This window comes from Halomonas sp. MES3-P3E (assembly GCF_002836035.1).
Taxonomy (GTDB): domain Bacteria; phylum Pseudomonadota; class Gammaproteobacteria; order Pseudomonadales; family Halomonadaceae; genus Vreelandella; species Vreelandella arctica.
On the sequence record NZ_PJBT01000004.1, the window covers coordinates 64120 to 89249 of the forward strand.

The window sequence follows — 25130 nt, forward strand, 5'->3', positions numbered from 1 at the left end:
AATGTTTGGAATACGACCACGTCAGAAAATCACTCAGGCCGATTGGGCGGGCTATATGGCCCAGCGGGCGCAGCAAGCCGACAGTGCGGCGATCCAACAGTTTTTCAGTACTCTACTGCCTGACCCGGAAACCCCGATTGCCGAGGTGCCCATGGTGGCACTTGATATGGAAACCACCGGGCTGGATGAGCGACGTCATGCCATTGTCAGTATTGGTCTTGTGCCGTTTACCCTTAATCGCATTAAGCTTGCCGAGCGGCGCTACTGGGTGGTGAATCCTTCGCGGCCGCTGGCGGAAGCTTCGATTGCCTATCACCACATTACCCACTCCGAGATTGCCCAGGCGCCAGATTTAGAAGTGATATTGGATGAGGTGTTAGCGGCGTTAGCGGGTAGATTAGTCGTCGTTCACTTCCGCAATATCGAGCGGCCTTTTTTAGATGCCGCTGTCAAAGCTCGCCGTGGGGAAGGAGTGCTGTTTCCGATGATTGATACCATGTCGCTGGAGGCGCGGCTCCATCGCCAAACGCTTTGGGCACGTTTTCGTCGTTGGTTGGGCCGCCCACCGGTTTCGATTCGTTTGCATGCAAGTCGCGAACGCTACGGTTTGCCCCCATATCAAGGCCACCACGCCTTGGTGGATGCACTGGCGACGGCAGAGTTGCTACAGGCGCAAATTGCCACTCACTACCGGCCTGAAACGCCGCTAAAAGATATTTGGTGTTAACGGTTATACACAAAAAAATGGGCAACCCAGTGGGTTGCCCATTTGCTTTACGGAGTCAGTAGACAGAAAACTTAAACCGCTTTTGGCTCGCTCATCAACCCCTTGATAATGGCATAGCAGGCCACTAGCAATATGATGGTGAACGGGAAGCCGGTTGATACAGCCATGGTCTGGAGTGCCGTTAGGCCACCGCCGAGCAGTAGTGCAATGGCAATCGCGCCTTCAATGATCGCCCAGAACACGCGCTGTGGTTTCGGTGCATCGACCTTACCGCCCGCGGTAATCGAGTCGATAACCAACGAGCCGGAGTCAGAGGAGGTCACGAAGAACACAATCACCAGCACAATGGCGACGAATGAGGTGATCTGCGAGAGCGGCAGCTGTTCCAGCATGATGAATAGCTGCAGATCGACACCGGCATCACGTACGGCTTCAATACCCTGACTCACATACTGATCAATCGCTGTGCCGCCAAAGGTGGTCATCCACAATACGGAGACTGTAGACGGCACCAGCATTACCGAGACCAGAAACTCACGCACGGTGCGGCCACGCGAAACACGGGCGATAAACATACCAACGTAAGGAGACCAGGAGATCCACCAAGCCCAGTAGAAGGCTGTCCAGCCTTGGCTAAAGTTGGCGTCTTCACGGCCAAACGGATTAGATAGCGCCGGCAGATGCACCGCATAATTCCACAAGTTCTCAAAGAAACCGGTGGCGATCAGCAGGGTAGGGCCCACCGCAATAACGAAGAAAAGCAGTATGGCCGCAAGGATGATATTGATCTTGGAGAGCAGCTGTACGCCCTTATCAACACCCGCAATGATTGAGCCAATGGCGATGATCGTAATACCCACGATCAATAAGATCATGGTGATATCACTTTCCGGCGCGCCAAACAGGTAAGTAAGGCCCGCTGCGGCTTGTGTAGCCCCTAACCCCAGAGACGTAGCCAAACCAAATAGCGTGGCAAAAACGGCCAGAATATCAATAAGGTGACCCGGCCAGCCCCAAACGCGTTCACCCAGAATGGGATAGAACACCGAACGCATGGAGAGCGGTAGGCCCTTATTGAACGAGAACAGTGCCAGCGAAAGCGCGACAACCGCATAAATCGCCCATGGGTGCAGGCCCCAATGGAAGATAGTCGCCGCCATGCCGAGCGCTGCAGCACCTTCGGCATCGCCCTCTGCACCACCAAGCGGTGCCCAGCTGCCACCGTCAAAGGAGGTTCCAAAGTGGGTCAGCGGCTCGTTAACGCCGAAGAACATCAGGCCAATGCCCATGCCCGCGGCAAACAGCATTGAAAACCAGCCCATATAGGTAAAATCAGGCTTGGCATTAGCACCACCAATGCGGATTTTACCTAGCGGGGAGAAGATCAGGCCAATACACAAAATGACGAAGACATTCGCCGATAAAATAAAGAACCAGCCCAGATTACCGGTCAAGAAACCGAAAAGGGCGTCATAAATCGGTGCGATGGTGTCTTGCAACGCAAGCGTCAGTATTACAAACAGCAGCACCACCACAGACGAAATGGTAAATACCTTGCCGTGCAGGTCTAAGTTGAGACCCATGGTATTGGTGGTGATATTGTCTTGGCCGATGACATAATCGGTATCAATCAAATTCGCCGGGCCATCCGGCGAGGGTATTCCCTCAGAGACGGGCTCTTCGGGAGGGCGTTTATCGTCGTGGTTATCCACTTGAGCCTCTCTATTTCGATCAAGGTATGTCGATCAAAAGATGTTGAACAAAAACCAAAATGTGGTCATCAACCAACATTGCATGGCGTACGTTAAGGCGCACAATAGCAAATCTGTTAAAACAGTGTTCAACGTATTGTGAACCATAGCGCTTAATACGGTGCTTAACACAGCACTTAAAACGGTACTTACAACGACAACAGAGGGCCGAAGCCCCCTGCTATAGCTTGCTCGTATAGTTTTAGCTATCGAGCCACTGTTCCACTACGTCTTGGTTGTCTTCAACCCACTGCTTTGCGTTCTCGTAGGGGTCGCTGCCATCTTCCTGATTCATCAGCATGACTTCCCCCATCTGCTCTGGCGTCCATTCGAAAGCATCGAGAATGGCATAGGCTTCTGGCATGTCTTCTTCCAGGCCTTCGCGAACCGCGGTATGGATCTGCTCTGCACCACCGTAGACATTTTCAGGATCTTCTAGGTATTTGAGGTCAAAGCGGGCGAACATCCAGTGAGGCGTCCAGCCGGTAACAACAACGTTTTCTTCGTTATTAATGGCACTCGAAAGCGCTGCCGTCATCGTGGCGCCACTACCGCTACGCAGTTCCAGGTCAAGGTCATAGGTATCCACAACCTCTTCGGACAGCGACATTAAGCCTGCGCCGGGGTCAATACCGATGATCTCGTTATTAAAGCTGTCAGCGTTATCGTTAAGGTCAGCAATGGAGTCGACGTCGGTGTACTCAGGTACAACGAGGCCTAGCTTGGTGCCGTCCAGGTTGGGACCCAGGTCTTCTATGCTATCACCCAAGCGTTCCATGTAATCGGCGTGAGTGGTTGGCAGCCAAGCGGCAACGATAGCATCCGCATCGCCAGAAGAGAGCGCTTGGAACATGGCAGCAGCAGAAAGCGAGGTGAGATCCACCTCATAGCCTGCTTGCTCAAGTACTGCGGCAACCACGTTGGTGGAAGCAACTTCAGATGACCATTCGACGTAAGCCAAGTTAATGGTGCCTTTCTCTTCCTCGGCTTGCGCTGTACTGCTGATAGCGACGCCTGTACCAGCTAACAGTGCCAGTGAAGCGATACGGATACGGAGGTTCAATGTGCGATGTTTCATTCACTTTCTCCCTTGGGTATACATTTATTAATGTGACGATCTGCTGCCAAACACAGCATGCTTAGCCAGAAGCGACTTAGCAAGCGGTTGGCTCAACGCAGTCGCTTCTGCCGTTTTGCTTAATTGATGCATTTTTCCGGTTATCGGGTCTTTCTCAGTGACTGCGTCAAGCGGTCAAGCAGCATGGCTAGAATAACCACCGCAATACCCGCTTCAAAACCATCGCCAGGACGCAGACGTTGAATAGCGCGCCATACTTCGCTGCCCAAACCATCCGCACCGATCATGGCGGCAATCACTACCATGGAGAGCGCCAACATGATGGTCTGGTTGATACCCGCCATGACTGTGGGTAATGAAAGCGGCAGCTGTACTTTGAACAGTTTCTGACCCCGTGTAGCGCCATAAGCATCAGCGGCTTCGATGAGCTCTACAGGAACTTGACGAATACCCAGCGTGGTAAAGCGAATCGCCGGTGGCATCGAGAAGATGACCGTTGCAAAAATTGCTGAGACGGAGCCAATGCCGAAAAACGGAATCGCGGGAATCAAATAAACAAACGCTGGCATGGTCTGCATGAAGTCCAGAATCGGCATTATCACGCGGTAAAGCCGATTGGATAGCGCCGCAGCGATGCCCACAGGTAATGCAATGACCACCGCCACCATGGTGGCAAATACCACCAGCGTGAGCGTCTCAATCATTGGGTTCCAAAGGCCCAGGTTCCAAATCAGAGCCAACCCGGCGACGGCGCCGATGGCTAACCGAGGGCCCGCCAGCTTCCAGCAGAGCAGGGCTATCAAGCCGAGCAGTGCCCACTCAGGCAGCCACATTAGACTGTCGTTTAAAAAATCAATGCCGGTTTGAGTGAAGCGTGAGATGCCACGGGTAACCAAAGAGTATTCGCTGGTCAACCAGGTCAGGCCGCTTTCAATCCAGTCCCCTAGCGGGATGCGTGGGATTTCCATTATTGCTCTCCTGCTCGTGCCAGTTCATCAAGTACTGCGCCTTTTACCACCACGCCAAGCAGTTGCTCTTGCTGATCAATCACGGCGATAGGGAAGCTCTTTTCACTAAACATGGCAAACAGGTTATGCAGCGGCTCATCCATAGGGACTTTGCGGAAATCTTGGGTTAAATAGGGAATGATTGAATCAGACCCTTCTTCAATCGCGCGGCTAGCGGCATCCACCTCCAGCAGGCCGAGCAGACGACGGTCGCGATCAACGACGTAGATAGAGTCGATAGTGTGGTCGCGCATACGGTGCAGGGCGGTGCGCGGCCCATCGCTTTCGCGGGCGGTGGTGCGTAGCGGACGCATGGCGCTTTCAGCGGTCAGAATACGTGACCGATCAACCCCTTCGATAAAGCGCCGCACATAGTCATCCGCCGGCTTAGTCAGAATTTCTTCCGGCGTGCCGATCTGTACTACTTCACCATCTTTGAGCAGCACGATGCGGTCGCCAATGTTGAGCGCCTCATCCAGGTCATGGGTGATGAAGACGGTGGTCTTTTGCATTTTGGATTGCAGTTGCAAAAGCTCTTGCTGCATGTCTTTACGAATTAGCGGGTCGAGTGCGGAGAAGGCTTCATCCATTAACAGCACGGTGGCATCGTTGGCCAATGCACGGGCTAGGCCAACGCGCTGCTGCATGCCGCCGGAAAGTTGATTGGGGTAGGCGTCTTCCCAGCCCTCCAAGCCAACCTGTTTCAGCGAGTCATGAGCAATCTTGTGCCGTTCTGCTTTCTCTACGCCGCGAATTTCCAAACCGAACTCGGCGTTTTGCTGCACAGTGCGGTGAGGAAATAGCGCGAAATTCTGAAACACCATAGAGAAGTGGCGGCGACGGCACTCCAGCAACGCTTTCTCTTTCAGCGTCGGGATATTTTCACCGTCGATGACGATCTCACCTTCGGTCGTTTCAATCAGGCGGTTAAGGCAACGAATCAACGTCGACTTGCCTGACCCTGAAAGCCCCATGATAACCAGCAGTTCGCCTTCATAGACATCAAACGAAATATCCGATAGCCCCAGCGTCTGGCCTGTTTTCTCCAGAATTTCCGGGCGCTTCATTCCCTGGTTACGTAGCTCGATTGCTTTTTGAGGGTGCTTGCCAAAGACTTTGCTTAAGCCGCGCACTTTAATTTTGACGGGTCGTGTCTCGTCCATCGGCGGTGCCTTTTTGTTGAGCAGAATGAATGTGCATTGATGGCAGCGTTAGCCGCGGCACAACGTCATTCATAAAAGAAAAGATAACTTGTGTTGGTTAATTTATTAATAATTATTATACATAGGTAGGGCCTATGTGTCACAACGGCTCGCTCAACGGGGCAATTAACGCTACATGTGTCATTTTTTACCCACCTGATTTCGATCAGCTGCCGTCGATGCTGATATTTATTATTTTTTAACGTTATGATTTTAAAGTTTTTGTTTTATTTATGTGGAAGTTGGCACATTAAATGAATGTGCTTGGTAGCCGAGTCACTATTTGTATAAGCCAAATTTTCATTTAATCAGGTGAACGTTTTATTAATTATATGTTGCAGAGTAGAGATTAACGGTTTCATCAATGGAGGTGGGTGATATGGATAATCAACATGACCAAATTGAAAGTCGGCAAGCTACTAAGCGCCCACGTTGGTTAACGGTGTGCATGATGGCAACAGCAGCAAGTGTCATCGTATTGGCTGGTTGCGGCGATAATGAAGAGCCAGCAACGCCCGCGGAAGAGCCTTCTCCGCTGGAGCAAGATGCCACCACTGAACCTGAGCCGAGCATGAGTGAAGAGCCTGCAATGGAGCAAGATTCAGGTTCAGAAGGGTCCATGACTCAAAGTTCAGGCGCGGAATCTGAAGAGCCTATGGCGTCTGAAGAGCCTATGCCTGAAGACACAATGGCTGAGCCCGCCACGGGAACAATGAACCCCGAAGAAGATGAAGCGGGTTTCGGTGAAGGCACTGACCCGATGCCGGGAGACAGTGAAGATACAGATACCACCCCAGATGACGATGGTGAGGAAACCAGTAATCAGTAATGGCTAGACATTAGTAATTGTTAGTGTACCGCTCCCTACGATGGTAAATCGCATCAGCTGTCTGTTCCCTGCGGCTGCTCCACACGGTTTGCCATCCTTTCCGCCCCCGCGCCCGCGGGGGTTTTTTTTATCCTGTTTAATCAGCTAGCAGGGTCGCGTTAATTACTCTTCATTATCTTCAAGGCGGCGGTAGAGTGTTCTGCGTGCGATGCCCAGCACCTCTGCGGTGCGCCGTTTATTGCCCCCTGTGGCTTCCAAGACTTTGTTAATATAACGTTTTTCGACTTCTTCCAAGCTGGGCCAGCGGATCGGAGGCGGGGCTGGCAGTTGGCCGCCCGCGAGTAGTTCGCCACTGACGGAAGGCACTATAGGCGTGCCGGTTTCCACCGTTGATTGCTCCCGCAGGCGCTCGGGTAAATCCTTGTGGCTTAGCGAGCCATCTTCGCTCAGCGTAACGCCGCGCATAATGGCGTTTTCCAATTCGCGCACGTTGCCGGGGTAGGCGTAATTGAGCAAATTACTGAGTGCTTCGGGTTCGATTTTCTCAATCTGCTTGCCCTGTGCCTCAGAGTGCTTATCGATAAGGGCAAAAACAAGATGCTCGATATCGGTGCCGCGCTCACGCAGAGGCGGGATACGCAGCGAAAAAGTTTCCAACCGGTAAAAAAGGTCGCTACGGAAGTTACCTTGCTCTATCTCTTTTTCTAGATTGCGATGGGTCGCAGCGATGATTCGCACATCCACCGGCTCTTCGCGCTCGCCACCCACTGGACGCACGGTTTTCTCCTGCAGGGCACGCAGCAATTTAGCCTGCAGATTAATCGGCATTTCACCAATTTCATCTAAGAACAGGCTGCCGCCCTGGGCGCTTTGAAATAGCCCTTTGCGCGCTTCGCTAGCGCCGGTAAAAGCGCCTTTTACATGGCCAAAGAACTCACTTTCCATCAAGTCGGCGGGAATGCTCGCGCAGTTAACTGGTACGAAGGGCTGGTCGTTACGCGGGCTTTCCTGATGAATGGCGCGAGCAAGTAGCTCTTTACCGGTGCCGCTTTCACCTAAAATGAGGATGGGGGCATCGCTTTTGGCTAACCGAGAGGCATCGTGAAACAGCGCCTGCATGATTTGGCTTTTACCCACGATGCCATGAAAGTGACTGATATCGGTATCGTGGAAGACTGCTAAACGCTGCCGTTCTAGCACACGAAAAACGGCTTCCCGGATTGCATCCAAATCGAGTGGCTTGGTTAAAAAGTCGTCAGCCCCGAGTTTTAATGCCTCGACCGCCTGATCAATGGTACCAAAGGCGGTAATCACGATAATGCCCAACTCACTGCCCGCTTGGCGGAGTTGCTGAAGTAACTGTATGCCAGTCATACCCGGCAAACGTACGTCGGTAATTACCAGCGAGACGGTGGTGTGGCTCAATAGGGCAATAGCTTCTTCAGCGCTAGGGACGCCCAGCGTGGTATAGCCTGCATCCTGCAGTTCTTCCTCTAATAACTCACGTATAGCGGCGTCATCTTCCACCACCAATAAAGGTAAAAGGTGTTCCTGATGGGTCACAAACGTTGTCCTCACGCGGATGCGGTTTCACTAAGGGGTAGTGTAATTTCAAAACCAGCGCCACCAAGGACGCTGTCAAACACGCCGATCGTGCCGCCGTGGTCGTTAATAATGCGATGTACCATAGAGAGCCCCAAACCACTGCCTTGGCCGACGGGTTTGGTGGTAAAAAATGGATCGAACACTTTGTGATGATGAGAGTCGGGTATGCCCGGGCCATCATCTTCTACCCACAGTACTAATTCGTGTTCTTGCTGTTGGGCTCGAACTCTGATGCGGCTTACGTCGGGCGCTTGCGCCGCATTTCTGAGTAAATTGGTCAGCACCTGAATAAGCTGCTGACCATTAGCGATTAAGTTGGGTGTCGGTGACGGTAATTCAATGTCTAGACGAATGTTGCGCGGTTCAAGCTCCTCTTCAACCAAATCACTGGCGCTCATAATAAGCTGATCGAGTGCTAACTCGCCTTTCTCTACGTTATGTTGACGGCCTAATTCCATCAATTGACGCACAATTTCAACGATGCGTTCCACTTCGCCGCGAATGCGTCCGAGTCTTGCTCGCTCGTCATCACCAATGACATCGCGGCGAGCCAGGCGTTGAGCTTGGCCATTGATTACCGTTAGCGGTGCACCTATTTCGTGGGCTACCCCCGCTGCAAGAACGCCTAGTTCGGCTAATTTTTTCGATTTGCGTAGACGCTTTTCAAGCTCTATTTCACGCCGCTGGCGGTCTTCGATTTCTTGGTCTTTCTCTGCCATCGCGTCCAGCATGCCATTTAAACCAGAGGCGAGGCGGCGATATTCGGTAGGGCCGTCTTCGGCGGCACGCTGGCTGCGGTCACCGTCTTCCACCAGCAGCATTACGTGCAGCAGCCGATTAAGCGGGCGCTCGATATGGCGGCGAAACCCCCACCAAATACTAAATACAATCCCTGCAGCGCCGACCACAAATACCAACACGGCCACAATGCTGATAAAGCCAGTATAGCTCTCAATGCCGGTATTGAGTCGGTTAACCTGCAGCACGCCATACACAGTGCCATCTTGTGAACGCAGGGGTGTCAACGCAGAGTAGTAATTCCAGCCATCGTGCTGCCGATAGTTGCTATATAAATCATCGCGCTCAATGACTTGCTGAATTTCTTCCCGGCTGAAAATGTCTTTGCCAAGGCCTAGACCGTATATGTCGCGCCCGTCGGTATCGAATACATAGGCGCCATAAATGCGGTGGAACGAGAACGCCGATTGTAGCGCTTCTTCGAGCGGGGTGCTGCTGTCCGGCGTGACCGCGTAACTCAGCGAAGAGCTCAGCGTGCGGGTAATAATCTCTACTTCCGTTTGTAGCTTTGAGCGTACGTTATCCTCAAGCGATTTAATGGCGACTAAGCTAAACACCACTAGGACGACGAAAAGCGGCACAATTACCGTTAAAATTATTAAATTGCGTAGTCGCATGCGGCGCCCATAGTGGTGTTAATACATTTTAGTATCAGTAAATGCTTGAGGCGTTACTGTTTCGTTGGCGCCAAGCGATAAAGACCACCCTGTGGGGCATCGGTAAGCAGATAGATGGCATCGTCCGGGCCTTGGCGAACATCACGAATACGGCCAATGTCACCATTAAGAATCAGTTCCTCTTCGGCTACGTTACCATTCTCTAAGCGCAAGCGAAGTAGCTTTTCACTGCCGAGACCGCCAGCCAATAAGTTACCTTTCCACTCGCCAAACGCGTCGCTAGTCACTTCTGCAAGTCCGGCGGGTGCAAAGCGGCCTTCAAACACATATACCGGGTTCACCATGCCGGGCAGTGAGTCTTCGCCAATCGGTTCATTGGTGGCGTAGTCATTGCCCTGACTGACGTCCGGCCAGCCATAGTTATTGCCTGCTTCGATATGGTTAAGCTCGTCGCCGGTTCGCGGGCCGTGCTCGGATACCCAAGCTTGGCCGTTACTCAACACGGTCATGCCCTGAATATTACGGTTACCCATGGTATAGATTTCGTCCAGTGTGGCGTCATCGTCTACAAAAGGGTTGTCATCAGGCACGCCGCCGGTGGCGGTAAGGCGCAATGTTGAGCCCGCGTGGTCATCGCTTGCTTGGGCGCGAGGCGGCTCACTACCGCGGTCGCCAATGCTCATTAGCAGCGTGCCATCAGGTAGCCAAGCGAGTCGCGAGCCATAATGGCGGCCAGGCCCAGAGGCGCGGTCCTGTTCAAATAAGTGTTCTACCTCACCCAGTTCGTCGCCCAGCCATTGTACGCGTGATAGCGCCGAACGCGTGTTATTGCCATCGGGCTTGCTCCAGGTGAAATAAATCCAGTCGTTGTCACCCGCGCCATTGCCATCTTTGAAATCAGGGTGCAAAACGATATCTAACAGGCCGCCTTGGCCTTGCGTGCTGACGTCTGGCATGCCTTCCAGGGAGCGTTTTTCGCCACTTTCGGGGTCAACAAGCGTCAGTTGCCCGCTGCGTTCACTGACCAGCGAGCGCCCATCAGGTAAAAACGCAACCGCCCAGGGGTGTTCGAAACCCTCGGCGATACGCTCCATAGAAAGGGTTAAATGCTCAGTTTCAAGCGACGCCTCAATCACTTCTGCGTTCGCGTTGTTCATCGTAGCCGCCAGTATCAACCCGCTAATCCCCGCTACTCGAATCCCCGGCGCGAGCCAGAGGCGGGTAGAGTGACTCTTATTGGCATAATGCATAGCGTGCCCTCTGTGATGTTAATGCCCGTTATCATTAGTACCCGTTATTAATAACAGTCTAGCAGTGACTCTTCACTCACGTCGGGGTTCCGCTAAGAGTGCTTAAACGGCGTTATTGAAAGAAGCGGGCTTACATGAGTATGGCGAGCAGTACCGGTATATAAACCAACGCTAGCAGCGTTGAGCAGAACACTAGGCTGGCAACATAGACAGGTTCACGCTGAGCGCGTTGCGCAAATAGATAGTTAAATACCGCCACGGGCATACACATCTGCACTACTAAAATGCTTTGTGCGAGGGGGGGAAGGCCCACCCAGCCAGCGATCAACCAAGCGGCTACCGCAGCAAGGGGGATGCGCACTAAGCTAAACCCTAGCCCCGAACGCAGGTTTTTGACCTTGATACTGGCCAGTGAGACGCCCAGCGTAATCAGCATTAGCGGTACTGTGAAACCGGACATTAAATCTACTGTGTTCGCCAACCAGGGCGGCAGCGAGGTACCGGTCAGCAACAGCGCCATAGAAATAAGAATGGCGTAAACGGTTGGCGTTTTAACGAGGGTTTTGAGTGGATTACCTTGGCTATTAAGGACAGCGCCCAGGGTGAATTGAAATAACGAGACGGTAACCATCACCGTGATGCCATAGGCAAAGCCTGCGCTGCCAAAAGCGTAAAGCACCACCGGTAAGCCCATGTTGCCGGTATTGGGGTACATCATGGGAGCAATTAACACCCGCCAGCTGCGGCGCAACAGTTTCGCGACCAGAAAGGTCGCGGCCCCCATGGTGAGAATCACCAACGCGGCGGCCAGCATTGTCTGGCCAAAGGTGGTGGCATCAATGTCGGCGCCTGCCAGGGACGCTAATACCAGTGACGGTGTTCCGATGTTAAATACCAGACGGGTAATGAAGTCGACCGGGTAAGGATGGCCTAAGCGTACCCATAAATAGCCAAGCCCTGCACCGGCAAGTACGGGCGCCATGACGGCAAAAAGTTCGGCAAGCATTGACTGTCCTTGGCAATAATTAAGCGCCTATTGTCGTTAATAAGCGGGCTAACTGGCAAGGTAAACACTTAATGGGTCTATGCAGCGGCGGTGGACGTACGCCACTGGGCGGGCACTTGGCTGCGTAAAAACTCCAACAGGGCGTGAGTTCGGCGTGACTGGTGGCCATAAGCGTAAAGCAGCGTGATCGGTAAAGGGGCTGGCTCCCAGCCGTGCAGGCAGTTAATCAGCTCGCCCGGATGATGCTGTTCACGTTTGGCGGTTAACCAGTGAGCGAGTAGACCAATGCCCTGGCTACGCGCGATGGCATCAATATGGAGGGCGGTGAGATCCACCCTTAACCGTGAGCGGGGCGGGTTAAAGGTGTACTCGCCGTGTTCAGGATGTGAGAGCAGTAGCCCATTTGACGCTGAGTTCAAAAGGTCTATCCAAGCATGCTGATTAAGTTCTTCGGGGTGCTTAGGCATGCCAGCCCTTTCTAAATAGCGGGGGCTGGCATATAAACCACGGGTTAAATACCCCAAGCGTTCCTGATTAAGCCCGCACTCATGCGTTGGCCCCAACCAAACATGCACGCTATTACTGTGCATTTTAGTTGGCGGCGTTTCACGAGTGTGTAGCGTTAGTTCTACCTTGGGGTGCCGGTTCAAGAAGGCATCAATGGCGCTCGCTAACCAACTACGCGCTAAGGCACCGTGTACCTCAAGGGTTATTTCACCGCTGATCTCCTCACGCAGCTCCGCCAGCGCCTCCTGGCTATGGGCCGCCATCGCCAAAAGTTCAGTGCAGTAGTTGTGAAACAGCAGCCCAGCTTCCGTGGGGATTAAGCGGTTGGCTTGGCGTCTTAGCAGCGGCTGGTTAAGCCGAGCTTCCAGTTGACTGATGCGTCGACTTAGGGTCGATTTGGCTAAACCGAGCGTTTGCGCGCTGCGGGTCAAGCTGCCCGTGGTCATTACATCGGCAAAAGCGGTGAGTTCGTCAAAGTCATACATGGTCAGGCCCACGGGCAAAGGGTGAGGTTTAATTGTGCCACTGTTTGGTGCGAATGAAAATAATAGGCATTTGTGTTCCGTTTTGCTGAACGCACCGTCTCACCCCATTATGGAAAGAGTGTGCAAAAATGCAAATGCTAATAATTCCCATTTATAGGGCAATTGCTCACTTACATGAAGGACTTTTTCTATGTCTCCCTGTTTGCGCCGAACGCTGCTGGCTAGTGCTATCTCTACTTTTTCCAGCGGCCCCCTGTGGGCACAAGAAGCGCCACGGTTAGATGATATGGTGGTGACTGCCTCCGGCTTTGAACAGTCAGTTTCGGATGCGCCAGCGTCTATTAGTGTGATTTCACGCGAGGAATTGGAAAGAGGCCACTATCAAGATGTTACCGATGCGCTGCGCGATGTGCCCGGTGTGATCGTGACCGGTGGCGGCGCTGGGGATAACGGCCACGATATCTCTATCCGCGGCATGCCCTCCCAATACACGCTGATACTGGTGGATGGGCGCCCGCAAAATTCTCGTGAGTCTCGGCCCAATGGTAGCGCCGGTTTTGAACAGGATTGGCTGCCGCCACTGCAGGCAATCGAGCGTATTGAAGTGGTACGTGGGCCAATGTCGACGCTCTACGGCTCCGATGCCATTGGCGGTGTGATTAACGTGATTACCCGCAAAGTTGCCCAGGAGTGGCACGGTAATGTCCAGCTCGACACGGTACTGCAAGAGAGCAGTGATTCTGGTGACAGCCGCCAAGCCAATTTTTATCTGAGTGGGCCATTAATAGGTGATCGGTTAGGTCTCCAACTCTATGGTCGTACCTCACAGCGCGACGAAGACAACATCATTAACGGTTACGAAGATAAAAGCCTGCAAAGCCTGACGGCACGGTTCAGTCTTGCCGCCTCGGATAACCACGACTTTACCGCTGAAGCCGGTATTACCGAGCAGGAGCGTCAATCGCTGATGGGTAACTCGGCGCCCTCAGAAGGCTGCCGAGGTGGCTGCACGGATAGCTTCAACGATTATACCAATCGGCATGTTGCTCTGACCCATAGCGGCCGCTTTGATATTGGCACCAGCGAAAGCTTTGTCCAGCGGGAAACCAGCGAAAACCCATCGCGGGAAATTGAGATCACCAACACCACCGCTAAAACCAGCCTGGTGATGCCGTTGGGTTCCCATATGCTCACCTTGGGCGCGAGCTACGAAGAGGAGTCGCTGGATGACAACACGACCAACCAGATTTCCGATCGTACTAACGTAGAGCAGCAGCAGTGGGCTCTGTTTGCAGAAGATGAGTGGCTGCTGACCGATATTTGGGCGTTGACTGGCGGTATACGGTTAGACGATGCTGAAAACTACGGCAGCCATATCAGCCCGCGGCTCTACAGTGTGTGGAACATGACCCCAGATTGGACGTTAAAAGGCGGAGTTTCCACCGGCTTCCGTTCGCCTAACCTGCGCGAAGCCACTGCTGACTGGGGGCAAATCAGCCGAGGCGGTGACGTTTATGGTAACCCGGATTTAGAACCAGAAACCTCGCTCAATAAGGAACTGGCGCTGCTGTATGCCAATGACGCCGGGCTAAGTGGCGGTATCACACTGTTCCATAATGACTTCAAAGATAAAATCACCCGCATTGCCTGCCCCGAAGGTGTGTGTGCTGATGAACCCAACCAGTTCGGCAGCGATCCTACTTATCGCATCAACATTGATGAAGCGGTCACACAAGGGGTAGAGGCAAGCATAGCGGCGCCCCTAGGCGAGGCAGTTGAACTAACAGCCAGCTACACCTTTACCGACAGCGAGCAGAAGAGCGGTGAGTACGCAGGCGAACCGCTCACCCAGCTCCCGCGCCATCAGGTATCGGCCACGCTAGATTGGCAAGTCTCGCCCAAGCTGCGCCAGTGGACCAAAGCGACCTACCGCGGTGAAGAGAGCCAGCCCAATACCGGCCCCTCGCAAAGCGCCATTGTGGCACCTTCCTACACCTTTATAGATGCAGGCGTGGGCTATCAGCTTAATGAAACAACGCAGCTCAACGCCGGCATCTACAACCTGTTCGACGAAGCGATCGATTACGACGAGTACGGCTATGTAGAAGATGGCCGCCGGGTTTGGTTGGGTCTCAACGTTGCGTTCTAAACCAGTTTTCCAGTAATAGGTGCACTACTGCAGCGGCTATCCAGCGATAGCCGCCTTTTTTTGGCTAAGAAGAGCGCGTGCTAATTATCAAAAAAGCCCCGGCGCATAGCCGGGGCAGAAGTCAGCATTGAAACAGTAGCGAGCTGAAACCGATTAAAACTCGTAGCGGGCGGAGAGCCACAGGCGGCGGCCTTCCTCACTATTGGCGTACACATTGCCAAAGCTAGTGCCATCGCCATAGGCGCGGTAGTCAACGAAGTCTTTATCAAACAGGTTGTAGATCGTGGCGCTTAGGTTAAGGCTATCGGTCACCGCGTAATTACCGCCCAGGTGAAATAGCGAGTAGGCTTTAAAATCACCTAAATCATCATAGGAAGGGGCGCCCCGAACGCTTTCGCGATTACGGTAGCGCTCGCTGCGGTATTCCGCTGAAAGCCATGTATCCAATTTCGCAGTGGTTTGCCAGCGCAGCGTGGCATTGACCGCGTGTTCTGGGGTATCGGTAAGCGGATCGCCTTCATTTTCGCCGCTTTGCTGTTCACTATCGGTATAGGTGTAATTGGCATTCAAACGCCAATCGGGATTGAACTGATAGCTGGCGGCTAGCTCGATGCCCTGGGTGATGGCTTCATCAATATTGATATCTTGGCCATAAAGACCGTCGGGAATCAGCGGATCGTTTTCGATCAAGATATCGTTGCCACTGGCGATCTTGTCGTCAAACTGATTGTAGAACAGCGTCGCGCTGGCGGTGAAACCCTGTTGATTATCGTAGTGAGCGCCGATCTCGCTGCTGGTGCTGGTTTCCGGCTCCAAGTCAGGGTTACCGATGGTCAGCACGGTACCCTGTCCGGTGACACCATTAATGCCAGCGTGCAGCGCATTAAGCGTTGGGGTCTTATAGCCGCGGCTAACACCGCCTTTTAGCGTCCACTCCGGGGTAGTATTCCAAACCAAGTAGCCGCGTGGGCTGAACTGGCTGCCAAAAGCATCATGGTGGTCATAGCGACCGCCTAAGGTAAGGGCTAAATCGTCTTGTAGCAGCCACTCGTCTTCAGCAAATAGCGACCAAGTGGTTTGCTCGAAAGTTTCCCCTGCAAGGCCGTCATCGAGTTCCGCATCCCACCACTGCATTCCCACCGTGGTCATATGATTGTCTAACGGCATGATGAACTTGCTATCGAGTACCGTATTCGTGGTCTCGAGTTCGCGCGGGTCGCCACCGACAATGCCTGGAAAACCGTCGTAAGCTTCACCGATTGCACCTGGCATGGTGCGCCCTTTGGTTTCGGTAGTGTTGCGCATTAGGCTCGTTTCCAACGTGCCTGATGCAAAACGCCCCGTGTGACCAATCGCGACTTGTTCACGCTCAAAGCGCAGTTCGTCAGAGTAGCCAAATGCTTCGCCTGGTTCCGGGTCGCAGCTACGAGTGCGTCCGTCAAGCGTGCCTAGCTGGCATTCATCGTTGTTATAGCGCTGTCGATTGACCTCACCATCCATCCAGAGATCATTGTTGTCATTAGGCGTCCAGGTCAGCTTGCCGCCCAGGTTGTAAATATCGCCCTCCACCGGGCTGGGGCCGCGCTGGCTGACTTCAATCGGGTCACCGTTCTCGTCGCTATAGACAAGCTCGGAGGCGTCGCGCTCATAGAAGCGTCCACGTAGTTGAACACCCAGTGTGTCTGCCACTATTGGGCCACTGGTATAGAGGTTGATTTCACGGCGGTCGCCAAAGTCACGATCCTGGTTAAAGGTATTCTCGACGCCCACCGAGCCCGTCCATTCACGGCCAACACGGCGGGTAATAATGTTGATAACACCGCCCATGGCATCGGAGCCATAAAGCGTCGACATCGGCCCACGAATAACCTCAATGCGCTCGATGCTGGATACGGGGGGGAAGAAGCTGGTCGAGGTTTCGCCAAAGCCGTTAGGCGTAACGCTGCCCGCCGCATTCTGACGGCGTCCGTCGATCAGTATCAACGTGTAGTCGCTAGGCATGCCGCGGATGCTGATATTACTGCCACCCGTTTTACCCACTTGGCCACCTACATCGACGCCTTCAATATCGCGCAGGGCATCGGCAATGCTAGTGACACGCGTGCGCTCAAGTTCCTCACGTGAGATCACCGAGATGCTGGCCGGTGCGTCCACCATGGCTTGCTCAAAGCCACTGGCAGACACCACCATGTTGTCTAACTGAGTAGTGTCTTGCGCATAGGCGCCCGAAGAGCCAGCGGCTAGTGCAATAGCACTGGTTAAAATGCGGCGAGTAAAGTCTTGCATGAAGGACCCCTTGGTAATACGTTTCGCTTGTCAATGATATTTATTATCAAATAGGGTTGAGAGTCTAAAAAGAAAAGTTCCTATTTGCGATGCAAAATTGAGGAACGATTTGTTGCATAAAGTGAAACGTATAAGTCGTCGATGGGTTGCAAGAAATGGAACGTAAGATTCTGCTGAATAGTAGTGCAGGTGCTTTTGATAATCGTTACTATCTGTCTCAATGTTTTGTCTTGAGAGAAAGCTATGTCGGTTATCATCCCAGCAATAGCCACCGCACGTCATAAGAGCTGGCGCTTCAACATGGTTGGCGTGCTACTCAGTGCGTTAGTCGTCAGCGTTTTAGGCACCACCACTGCGCAAGCCCGCACGCTCGATACCGCTTACGGCGATGTAGAAGTGAAAGGTACGCCGGAACGTGTTGTAACGCTGTACGAAGGCGCGCTAGACGCCGCCGTGGCGGCAGGCGTGAAACCGCTAGGTGCCGTTACCACCCGTGGTGGCGACAACGTGGCGAGCTATATTGAAGCGCATCTTGGCGATGACCGGCCGGCGATTATGGGTGTGGTGCGCGAGATCAACATCGAAGCCGTGTTGGCTCAGCAGCCGGATTTGATTCTGGCCCCCGCCCAGTTGTCTGATGAGCAGTATCAGCTGCTATCCCGCATTGCGCCCACGGTGGTGCCACCCACTCAGCCGCTTGCTCCGGATAACTGGAAAGACGAAGCGCGCCTTTATGGCGAAGCGCTCAATCGTCAAGCAGCGATTGCAGAAGCCATTGCGACTGTTGAGCAGCGCGCCGCCGAGGTTGGTCAAGCAGTGGAGGCCGCAGGCGTTGGTGGCAGTACGTTTTTGGTTCGCTGGATGCCCGGTGGCCCAATGGTCATGTCGCAAAACCTCTTCTCAGCAGGACTTTTAGCCCAAGCCGGCTTGGATGTTCAGGACGGCGGATTGGTGGGTGAGCGTGGCGTGCATAGCGATGTGCTTAGCTTGGAAAACCTCTCACAAGTGGACGGTGGCTGGCTGTTCCTGGCAACGCTAAACGAAGACGGCCAAGCAGCGTTGGAGGCGGCCAAACAGAGCAGTGCCTTTACGCGGCTTAATGTCGTGCAGCAAGAGCGAGTGGTCCCGGTAGACGGCCAGCTATGGACCAGCGCCAACGGCCCGCTAGCGGCGCAAGCGATCCTTGATGATATAGAGGCGGCGCTATTGCCGTGACAGTTCCATCTTCTGCAACGACTAACCTCCGTACCCATCCGCGTACGCTGATACTGCTACTCCTCACCGCCTTAATGGCGGTGAGCCTCGTTAGCCTACTGATTGGCGCGGGAAGTGTTGGCCCCGGTCGGGTGTTGGCGCTACTTTTCGGTGCCCAGGATAGCGAAGCGCATTTTATCGTGTGGGAGCTGCGCGCACCGCGAACGTTAATCGGCATCGTGGTGGGGATGGCGTTAGGGGTGGCGGGGGCGCTGTTGCAAGCGGTGGCCCGCAACCCGCTGGCTGAGCCGGGGCTTTTAGGCGTTAGCGCAGGAGCTGCCTTTGCCGTGGCGCTGGCGCTAGTGCTCGGCGCCAGTGCCGCTACCTTGCGTATTTCAGTGGCGCAGCTAGGTGCGTTGGTGGGCTGCGTATGTGTATTGAGCGTGGCGCGCTTTCGTGGCGTAGGCAATGACCCTATCCGGTTGGTGCTCGCCGGGGCTGCGTTTTCTGGGCTGCTGGCCTCACTCACCTCATTGATACTGCTTTATGATCAGCGCGCCGCGGATGAAATTCGTTTCTGGGTGATTGGCAGTTTGGCAGGCCGCCGCTTAGACGACTTGCTAGCGGTGCTGCCTAGCATGTTGGTTGCGGCTGTGGTCGTCATATTGACCGCCCGGCCATTAGCCGCGCTGGCCTTAGGTGAGCGGGTTGCGTCGGGATTAGGTCACCACCCTAACCTTATTCGCTGGCTGGTCGTGGCCTGTGTGGCGCTATTGGTTGGCGCGGCCACTGCTATTGCCGGGCCAATCGCCTTTGTCGGGCTGGTGGTGCCGTTTGTTGCACGAGCCTTTGCCGGGCCTGATATTCGCCGCACGCTGCTGTTTTGTCTGCCCATTGGGCCACTGATCGTGTTAGCCGCCGATATCATCTCGCGTGTGGTGGTCGCCCCTTCCGAGTTACCGCTGGGCGTACTCACTGCGCTATGCGGTGCACCTGTATTGATAGCGGTCGTGCGTGCGCGCCGCTTACCGATGTTATGAGCTGGTTCATGAAAACCACATCAATTAAATCCACCTCTATGCCTTTCTCTGATACAGCCCGAGCGGCTTCGGGTGACAACGACACAGTCTCGCCGCCTCAAGGGTATTGGCGATTCGCCTGGCGCCATCAACAGGGTGCGAACAGCGTACTGTTTGAACAGCGTGCGGTGGTGGTCAATCTGGGTCTATTCGGCGCGTTGCTCGTCGCCAGCGTTATTTATCTAAGTCTGGGCAGCGTTAAGGTCGCCCCGACGGCGGTGTTACAAGCGCTGGTGGGCAACGCTGACATGATGGCAGCCTTTGTGGTGCAAGAACTACGCTTGCCACGGTTGGCTGCCGCTTGCTTCACCGGAGCTGCCTTCGCACTGGCAGGCATTTTGATGCAAACGTTAGCCCGCAATCGCCTAGCGACGCCGGGTATTATCGGCATTGATAATGGCGCAACGGCGTTTGCCGTGGCATCCATCGTAGGGATAGGTGTTTCAATTGCACCGCCCGCCATGGCATTGGCAGGCGCGACCACGGCGGCAGTGCTTACCTTTGGTTTAGCGGCGGGTAGTGGCACCCAGGGCTACCGTTTTATCGTTGCGGGGATTGGCGTTGGCGCGGTATTTGGTGCGGTGACGCAGCTGCTCCTTGCTCGGGTGGCGATTGATACCGCCAACGCTGCCTACCCCTGGACGGTTGGTTCGCTGAATGCCCGGCCTAGTGGCGCGCTACAGCTACTCATGCTCGGGTTAGCGTTAGGGCTGCCCACCGCCCTGGTGCTGGCCCGTTCACTAACGCTGCTACGTTTTAAAAATGCCACCGCCAGCGGCTTGGGGGTTAACGTCAAACGACGCCGACTGGAAGTGCTGCTGCTTTCGGTTGCACTGACGGGGTTGGCGGTCGCTGTTGCTGGGCCGGTGGGTATGGTGGGGCTAATTGGCCCCGAGATCGCCCGGTCGCTGTCGAGTTCACGCGGCGTGCCTATTTTGGCGGCAACGCTGGCGGGGGCATTAGTGATGGTGCTGGCTGATTTAGCCGGGCGCACGCTGCTCGCACCGATTGAGATTCCTGTGGGTATTGTCACTGCAGTGTTGGGTGGCCCCTGGCTACTTTGGATATTAATGCGCCCGCAACGGAGCTACACATGAGCCATTCCCCGGCGACATCAATGCCCTTATCAATGCCTTCACTGGCGACTCAATCACTCGGCATGAGTTATGGCGCCCGGCAGGTGATTGATGGCTTGGATATCACCCTACCCAGCGGCCAAGTCACCGCCATTGTGGGCCCCAACGGCTGTGGGAAATCAACGCTATTGGCCGGGCTTGCGCGCCTTCATAAGCCTGACAGCGGGGCGGTGCTGCTGGATGGCGCCGATATACAGCGCCTTCCCACGCGCCAGTTGGCGACGCAGCTGGCGCTATTGCCTCAAGAGGCCGTCGCGCCTGAAGGCTTAAGCGTCACAGAGCTGATTCGCTTTGGCCGCCAGCCCCATCAAGGGTGGCTCCGCCAGTGGTCAGCGGAGGACCAGCGAGTCGTCCAGCACGCGCTGGCCGCAGCAGGGCTTGAGCAACTCGCCGATCGGCCAATTGACGCGCTTTCCGGGGGGCAGCGGCAACGCGCCTGGATCGCCATGACCATCGCTCAACAAACCCCGCTACTGTTGCTGGATGAACCCACTTCGGCACTGGATCTTGGCCATCAGATCGAAGTGTTCGAACTGGTTCAGCACCTTGCCCATCACGGTCGCACCGTGGTGATGGTACTGCACGACCTCGCCAGCGCCTGCCGCTACGCGGATCACTTAATCGCCATGCGCGAAGGGCAGATTGTGGCGGAGGGGCCGCCCGCCACGGTGGTCACTCAAGATTTAGTACGCACGCTTTATCAAGTAGAGTGCACACTATTAACCGACCCTGATACCGGTAGCCCGCTGCTTGCCAATGTGCGGCGCTCATCGGTGAGTGGCTAGCTTAGGCCTAAAACAATCTTAGAAAGGAATACTTGTGTCCTCTCCTGCGCACAGTTTTCAAGCTTTGGTGCGGCTACTGCGCTACGCCAAGGGCTATCGGCGACGCATTGTTGCCGCCACTACCTGTTCAGTTATCAACAAGCTGTTTGATATTGCCCCAGAGATATTGATTGGGGTCGCCATCGATGTGGTGGTGAATCAAGAGCAGAGCTTTGTGGCAAGTTTGGGGTTTCAAACACCCCAACAGCAGATCACGATGCTGGCGGTGCTGACGTTTTTTATCTGGGCAGGGGAGTCACTGTTTGAGTACCTGTTCCAGATTTTATGGCGCAACTTAGCCCAGCGGCTACAGGCGGATATGCGCCAGGATACTTATGAGCACGCCCAGCGGCTGGATATGGCGTTCTTTGAGTCGAAAAGCTCCGGCCAGCTTGTAGCGACCATGAACGATGATGTGAACCAGCTTGAGCGCTTTCTGGATGGCGGAGCCAACGCGCTGATTCAGGTGGTGGTCACCGTGGTAGCCGTGGGCGCGGTGTTCTTCGTGCTTTCGCCGCTGATAGCGCTGCTGGCGTTCACACCGATTCCGCTGATTATCTGGGGGGCGTTCTTCTTCCAGCGTAAAGCCGGGCCGCTGTACAGCGATGTGCGTGAAAAGGTCGGTGATTTGGCCAGCCGGTTAACCAATAACCTCAGCGGCATCGCCACGATTAAAAGCTTTACCAGCGAAGACCGCGAAGCCGAACGCCTACGCGATGCCAGCGAAGCCTATGTAGAAGCCAATCGCCGCGCGATCAAGGTTAGCTCCGCGTTTATTCCGGTCATCCGCATGGCGATTTTAGCAGGCTTTCTCGCCACCTTTACCGTTGGCGGCATGATGGCGCTCAACGGCAACCTGAACGTAGGCGCTTACGGCGTGCTGGTGTTTTTAACTCAGCGACTGCTCTGGCCGCTCACCGGCCTGGCCCAGGTGATTGACCTGTTTGAGCGTGCCATGGCGAGCACGCGGCGCATTCTTGACCTGCTCGAAGTGCCGATTACGGTCAAAGATGACAGCACGACACCGCTTACCCAGCCAGTATGTGGCGAAGTAACGATTGATAATGTGAGTTTTCACTACGCGACCAGCCTTGTCGGGGTCGATGGCATTCACCTGCACGTGCCAGCGGGCAACACCTTAGCGTTGGTGGGGGCGACGGGATCGGGAAAATCCACCTTGATCAAACTGCTGCTGCGTTTTTACGACCCGGAAAGTGGGCGGGTGCTTATCGACGGGCAACCGATAACCGACGTCAGCATGAACTCGCTACGCCAGTCGATTGGCCTGGTCAGCCAGGACGTGTATCTATTTGAAGGCAGCATTCGCGACAATATCGCCTACGGCAAACCTGATGCAGACGAAGCCGCCATTATCGATGCCGCCAAAACGGCCGAAGCGTGGAGCTTTATCGAGACGTTGCCCCAAGGGCTGGACACGCCAGTAGGGGAGCGGGGCGTGCGGCTTTCCGGCGGCCAACGCCAACGGCTTTCTCTAGCCAGGGCGCTGCTTAAAGACCCGCCTATTTTGGTGCTGGATGAAGCCACCAGCGCAGTCGATAACGAGACCGAGGCGGCCATTCAGCGCTCGCTTAAGCGCATCGCCCATGGTCGCACGGTGATTATGATTGCCCACCGGCTCTCTACCATCGTGCATGCCGATGAGATCGTAGTGATCGAGAAAGGCCAAGTGGCCGAGCGCGGCAGCCACTCAACCCTATTGGAAGCTAACGGCCACTACGCCGCCCAATGGCGAGTACAAACCGGCGAAGCCCAGGCGGGTGATGTAGAAGTACTCAGGGGCTAATCTTTAACGGTTAACTAAAAGCGCATTGAGGGTGACGGGTACATGCTCGTCAATCTCCTGATAGCCCAGCATCGACAGCACGGTACGCACCGTGCTGTTGGCCATCAGCGCTCTGCCATCCATCGCCATGGGCTCTGCGTGGGTCACGCGTATCTCATTCAAACCTTCGCGGGTAAACCGCAGCGGCACGGATTCCTGCTGGTTTATCATGTCGGACTGAACGCGAAACTCCAGCGTCTCCACCAGTGATTCACCAATATCTAAGCTGTCCAACCGCTCGGGTGGCATCTGCGCCACCAGCGTCACTAAAGTGGTGTTCGCCAACAAACCTATCCACGGCGGAAGTTCGCCAAACCGCTCAAGCACATCTGTTTGGCTAAGTTTTAACGGCAGTCGAAGCGTACCATCGCTGGAGATATCACCCTGCAGATCACGTACTTGGTGGTGATGAGTTTGCGGTGCTTCGCCGTTCAACTGAGTAATCGACGCCTGCACCTGGGACTGGGCAGGGTCAAGCTGCCAGTCAGCGAAAGCTGGCACTGCCAACAATAGGGGAAATAGAGCAATCAATGCTTTCACAACGCGTCTCCGCATAAAGAACTACTCACCAGACTGCCCAATCCACATAAAGTGCCGTAATGACATCAAGATAGCGCAAAGGGGGTAGCCTCACTCTGCCACATTCGCTATGATATGCACGCTTTTCGGGCCTATAGCTCAGTTGGTTAGAGCAGGGGACTCATAATCCCTTGGTCGTAGGTTCAAGTCCTACTGGGCCCACCATTTCTATATTTGTTCCTTCCTTACACCTTCATCGTTTGCTTCAAAAAAACGCAGGCCTTGACCCCCTTTTTCATTTTTTTCGAGAAGTTGGGAATTGGCCCTAGGTTGCGCATAAACAAAATAACCTAAAGCAAGGTGCTTATGTGGATGCAATATTTGGTATTCTGACGTAGGGTCACTGTTATGTGCAGATTTGGTAACGTTGCGTATGATTCTGATGAAGATGTTTTTATAGGTTTCCTCATTTATGCAGTTGGCTATTCTTAACCACTGATTTTTTGTAAGCAATTGAAATTATACTAAATGTTTGGGATGCCTGCAGATAGTAGTCGTCTTAATCAACATTATTAGCTCGTTTGATTAACTTAGTAAACCACGTTAAGTGACAAAAAATATAAGGGAATGTCCATGGAGAATCAGTTTCGCCTCGCTTGGTTATGGCCTGAATGGGTGCTGAAAGTCCCAGAAAATGGCGTCGAATTAAGTGGTGTTATTTCTCTTATTATTGTTGCAGTAGCCTTAATATTCTTCTTCATTTCATTATGCCGTACTGTTAGTGCCCGTTGGGATATTCAATGGTTATTCAAGCTGATAGAAAATGAAACGCGAGAAACTGTTTCCAGAAAGCGAGGAGACTTTATACAAGCTGCTAAAGATCGAAAAAGAAGATATAAGAACTCGAACGCTGCGCACTTGTGGCAAGAGTTTGATGAGACACTAGTAGAGGTGGAAAAAAACGATCAAGTTGTTCTCCGCAATACTCTTGATGGGGGACATTTTTTTAATGATTATACATTGGCACGCTCAGTTACTGAAAATAGATTAACAGCTGCAGTACCTGGATTTCTTACAGCGCTGGGTGTTATCGGCACCTTTATTGGTTTACAACTTGGCTTAAGTGGCCTTGAATTAGACGGTAATGTCGAGCAAATGAAGACTGGCATAGCCAGTGTTGTTAATGGGGCAAAAATTGCCTTTTTGACCTCGGTGTGGGGTATCGGCATGAGCTTAGT

20 protein-coding genes and 1 tRNA gene are annotated in these 25130 nt (G+C 53.9%); 10 read left to right on the top strand and 11 right to left on the bottom strand.

Annotation, left to right across the window (positions count from 1 at the left end; translation table 11 throughout):
- The first annotated feature begins 1 nt into the window (after position 1).
- Complete coding sequence (locus CXF87_RS01705; RefSeq protein WP_101145243.1) at positions 2–727, top strand: 3'-5' exonuclease; 726 nt, start codon at positions 2–4, stop codon at positions 725–727.
- A 71-nt stretch (positions 728–798) separates the two neighbouring features.
- Here CXF87_RS01705 and CXF87_RS01710 read toward each other — a convergent pair whose 3' ends face one another.
- From CXF87_RS01710 to CXF87_RS01725, 4 genes are all read right to left on the bottom strand, one after another.
- The gene (locus CXF87_RS01710; RefSeq protein WP_101145244.1) at positions 799–2439 is read right to left on the bottom strand and encodes a BCCT family transporter; all 1641 of its coding nucleotides are present in this window, start codon (positions 2437–2439) and stop codon (positions 799–801) included.
- A gap of 241 nt (positions 2440–2680) precedes the next feature.
- On the bottom strand, positions 2681–3556 hold the full coding sequence (locus tag CXF87_RS01715) for a glycine betaine ABC transporter substrate-binding protein (protein WP_101145245.1): 876 nt from the start codon (positions 3554–3556) through the stop codon (positions 2681–2683).
- A 140-nt stretch (positions 3557–3696) separates the two neighbouring features.
- Complete coding sequence (locus CXF87_RS01720) at positions 3697–4524, bottom strand: ABC transporter permease (protein WP_101145246.1); 828 nt, start codon at positions 4522–4524, stop codon at positions 3697–3699.
- On the bottom strand, positions 4524–5726 hold the full coding sequence (locus tag CXF87_RS01725; RefSeq protein WP_101145247.1) for a quaternary amine ABC transporter ATP-binding protein: 1203 nt from the start codon (positions 5724–5726) through the stop codon (positions 4524–4526). Before CXF87_RS01725 ends, CXF87_RS01720 begins: the two co-directional genes overlap by 1 nt.
- A 418-nt stretch (positions 5727–6144) precedes the next feature.
- On the opposite strand from CXF87_RS01725, the gene CXF87_RS01730 reads away from it, so the two are divergent.
- Complete coding sequence (locus CXF87_RS01730) at positions 6145–6594, top strand: hypothetical protein (protein WP_101145248.1); 450 nt, start codon at positions 6145–6147, stop codon at positions 6592–6594.
- A 162-nt stretch (positions 6595–6756) separates the two neighbouring features.
- On the opposite strand, the gene CXF87_RS01735 is transcribed toward CXF87_RS01730, so the two are convergent.
- From CXF87_RS01735 to CXF87_RS01755, 5 genes are all read right to left on the bottom strand, one after another.
- Positions 6757–8157: a sigma-54-dependent transcriptional regulator gene (locus CXF87_RS01735; protein WP_101145249.1), complete on the bottom strand. Its 1401-nt coding sequence runs from the start codon at positions 8155–8157 to the stop codon at positions 6757–6759.
- An 11-nt stretch (positions 8158–8168) separates the two neighbouring features.
- The gene (locus CXF87_RS01740; protein WP_101145250.1) at positions 8169–9614 is read right to left on the bottom strand and encodes a sensor histidine kinase; all 1446 of its coding nucleotides are present in this window, start codon (positions 9612–9614) and stop codon (positions 8169–8171) included.
- Positions 9615–9667: 53 nt separating this feature from the next.
- Positions 9668–10864 carry a PQQ-dependent sugar dehydrogenase gene (locus CXF87_RS01745; protein ID WP_101145251.1) on the bottom strand — a complete coding sequence of 399 codons (1197 nt, stop codon included), beginning with the start codon at positions 10862–10864 and terminating at the stop codon, positions 9668–9670.
- A 130-nt stretch (positions 10865–10994) separates the two neighbouring features.
- Positions 10995–11870, bottom strand: a complete 876-nt coding sequence (locus tag CXF87_RS01750) for an AEC family transporter (RefSeq protein ID WP_008958165.1) — start codon at positions 11868–11870, stop codon at positions 10995–10997.
- 77 nt (positions 11871–11947) lie between these two features.
- Entirely contained in the window at positions 11948–12862 is a 915-nt protein-coding gene (locus tag CXF87_RS01755; protein ID WP_101145252.1) for a LysR family transcriptional regulator, read from the bottom strand.
- 190 nt (positions 12863–13052) lie between these two features.
- Between CXF87_RS01755 and CXF87_RS01760 the strand changes: the two genes are divergently transcribed.
- Positions 13053–15011, top strand: a complete 1959-nt coding sequence (locus tag CXF87_RS01760) for a ligand-gated channel protein (protein ID WP_101145253.1) — start codon at positions 13053–13055, stop codon at positions 15009–15011.
- 153 nt (positions 15012–15164) lie between these two features.
- Here the strand turns inward: CXF87_RS01760 and CXF87_RS01765 are convergent, their stop codons facing one another.
- Entirely contained in the window at positions 15165–17297 is a 2133-nt protein-coding gene (locus CXF87_RS01765) for a TonB-dependent receptor domain-containing protein (RefSeq protein ID WP_101145254.1), read from the bottom strand.
- Between the two features lie 300 nt (positions 17298–17597).
- On the opposite strand from CXF87_RS01765, the gene CXF87_RS01770 reads away from it, so the two are divergent.
- The 5 genes from CXF87_RS01770 to CXF87_RS01790 all read left to right on the top strand — a co-directional run bounded on the left by CXF87_RS01770 (position 17598) and on the right by CXF87_RS01790 (position 23334).
- On the top strand, positions 17598–18512 hold the full coding sequence (locus CXF87_RS01770) for an ABC transporter substrate-binding protein (RefSeq protein ID WP_431313206.1): 915 nt from the start codon (positions 17598–17600) through the stop codon (positions 18510–18512).
- 74 nt (positions 18513–18586) lie between these two features.
- Positions 18587–19531 (top strand): FecCD family ABC transporter permease, encoded by a 945-nt coding sequence (locus CXF87_RS01775; RefSeq protein ID WP_232774508.1) that lies wholly within the window; start codon positions 18587–18589, stop codon positions 19529–19531.
- Positions 19532–19569: 38 nt separating this feature from the next.
- Positions 19570–20667, top strand: a complete 1098-nt coding sequence (locus CXF87_RS01780; RefSeq protein ID WP_431313207.1) for a FecCD family ABC transporter permease — start codon at positions 19570–19572, stop codon at positions 20665–20667.
- Positions 20664–21491 carry an ABC transporter ATP-binding protein gene (locus CXF87_RS01785; protein WP_101145257.1) on the top strand — a complete coding sequence of 276 codons (828 nt, stop codon included), beginning with the start codon at positions 20664–20666 and terminating at the stop codon, positions 21489–21491. The genes CXF87_RS01780 and CXF87_RS01785 overlap by 4 nt, the downstream gene beginning before the upstream one ends.
- Positions 21492–21525: 34 nt before the next feature.
- The gene (locus CXF87_RS01790) at positions 21526–23334 is read left to right on the top strand and encodes an ABC transporter ATP-binding protein (protein WP_101145258.1); all 1809 of its coding nucleotides are present in this window, start codon (positions 21526–21528) and stop codon (positions 23332–23334) included.
- 3 nt (positions 23335–23337) lie between these two features.
- Here CXF87_RS01790 and CXF87_RS01795 read toward each other — a convergent pair whose 3' ends face one another.
- Positions 23338–23928, bottom strand: a complete 591-nt coding sequence (locus CXF87_RS01795; RefSeq protein WP_035586867.1) for a hypothetical protein — start codon at positions 23926–23928, stop codon at positions 23338–23340.
- A 112-nt stretch (positions 23929–24040) separates the two neighbouring features.
- Between CXF87_RS01795 and CXF87_RS01800 the strand changes: the two genes are divergently transcribed.
- Together CXF87_RS01800 and zorA are read left to right on the top strand one after the other, a co-directional pair.
- Positions 24041–24117 (top strand) — tRNA-Ile (locus tag CXF87_RS01800).
- A 408-nt stretch (positions 24118–24525) separates the two neighbouring features.
- Positions 24526–25130, top strand: a 605-nt coding sequence (gene zorA, locus CXF87_RS01805; RefSeq protein WP_198555979.1) for an anti-phage ZorAB system protein ZorA, incomplete at its 3' end; no start/stop codon positions are given.

Excerpts from the sequence above, each read along its gene's own strand:
- CXF87_RS01705 (WP_101145243.1), top strand. The coding sequence starts at position 2 with ATGTTTGGAATACGACCACGTCAGAAAATCACTCAGGCCGATTGGGCG.
- CXF87_RS01715 (WP_101145245.1), bottom strand. The coding sequence starts at position 3,556 with ATGAAACATCGCACATTGAACCTCCGTATCCGTATCGCTTCACTGGCA.
- CXF87_RS01720 (WP_101145246.1), bottom strand. The coding sequence starts at position 4,524 with ATGGAAATCCCACGCATCCCGCTAGGGGACTGGATTGAAAGCGGCCTG.
- CXF87_RS01725 (WP_101145247.1), bottom strand. The coding sequence starts at position 5,726 with ATGGACGAGACACGACCCGTCAAAATTAAAGTGCGCGGCTTAAGCAAA.
- CXF87_RS01730 (WP_101145248.1), top strand. The coding sequence starts at position 6,145 with ATGGATAATCAACATGACCAAATTGAAAGTCGGCAAGCTACTAAGCGC.
- CXF87_RS01740 (WP_101145250.1), bottom strand. The coding sequence starts at position 9,614 with ATGCGACTACGCAATTTAATAATTTTAACGGTAATTGTGCCGCTTTTC.
- CXF87_RS01745 (WP_101145251.1), bottom strand. The coding sequence starts at position 10,864 with ATGCATTATGCCAATAAGAGTCACTCTACCCGCCTCTGGCTCGCGCCG.
- CXF87_RS01750 (WP_008958165.1), bottom strand. The coding sequence starts at position 11,870 with ATGCTTGCCGAACTTTTTGCCGTCATGGCGCCCGTACTTGCCGGTGCA.
- CXF87_RS01755 (WP_101145252.1), bottom strand. The coding sequence starts at position 12,862 with ATGTATGACTTTGACGAACTCACCGCTTTTGCCGATGTAATGACCACG.
- CXF87_RS01760 (WP_101145253.1), top strand. The coding sequence starts at position 13,053 with ATGTCTCCCTGTTTGCGCCGAACGCTGCTGGCTAGTGCTATCTCTACT.
- CXF87_RS01765 (WP_101145254.1), bottom strand. The coding sequence starts at position 17,297 with ATGCAAGACTTTACTCGCCGCATTTTAACCAGTGCTATTGCACTAGCC.
- CXF87_RS01770 (WP_431313206.1), top strand. The coding sequence starts at position 17,598 with ATGGTTGGCGTGCTACTCAGTGCGTTAGTCGTCAGCGTTTTAGGCACC.
- CXF87_RS01775 (WP_232774508.1), top strand. The coding sequence starts at position 18,587 with ATGGCGGTGAGCCTCGTTAGCCTACTGATTGGCGCGGGAAGTGTTGGC.
- CXF87_RS01780 (WP_431313207.1), top strand. The coding sequence starts at position 19,570 with ATGCCTTTCTCTGATACAGCCCGAGCGGCTTCGGGTGACAACGACACA.
- CXF87_RS01785 (WP_101145257.1), top strand. The coding sequence starts at position 20,664 with ATGAGCCATTCCCCGGCGACATCAATGCCCTTATCAATGCCTTCACTG.
- CXF87_RS01795 (WP_035586867.1), bottom strand. The coding sequence starts at position 23,928 with ATGCGGAGACGCGTTGTGAAAGCATTGATTGCTCTATTTCCCCTATTG.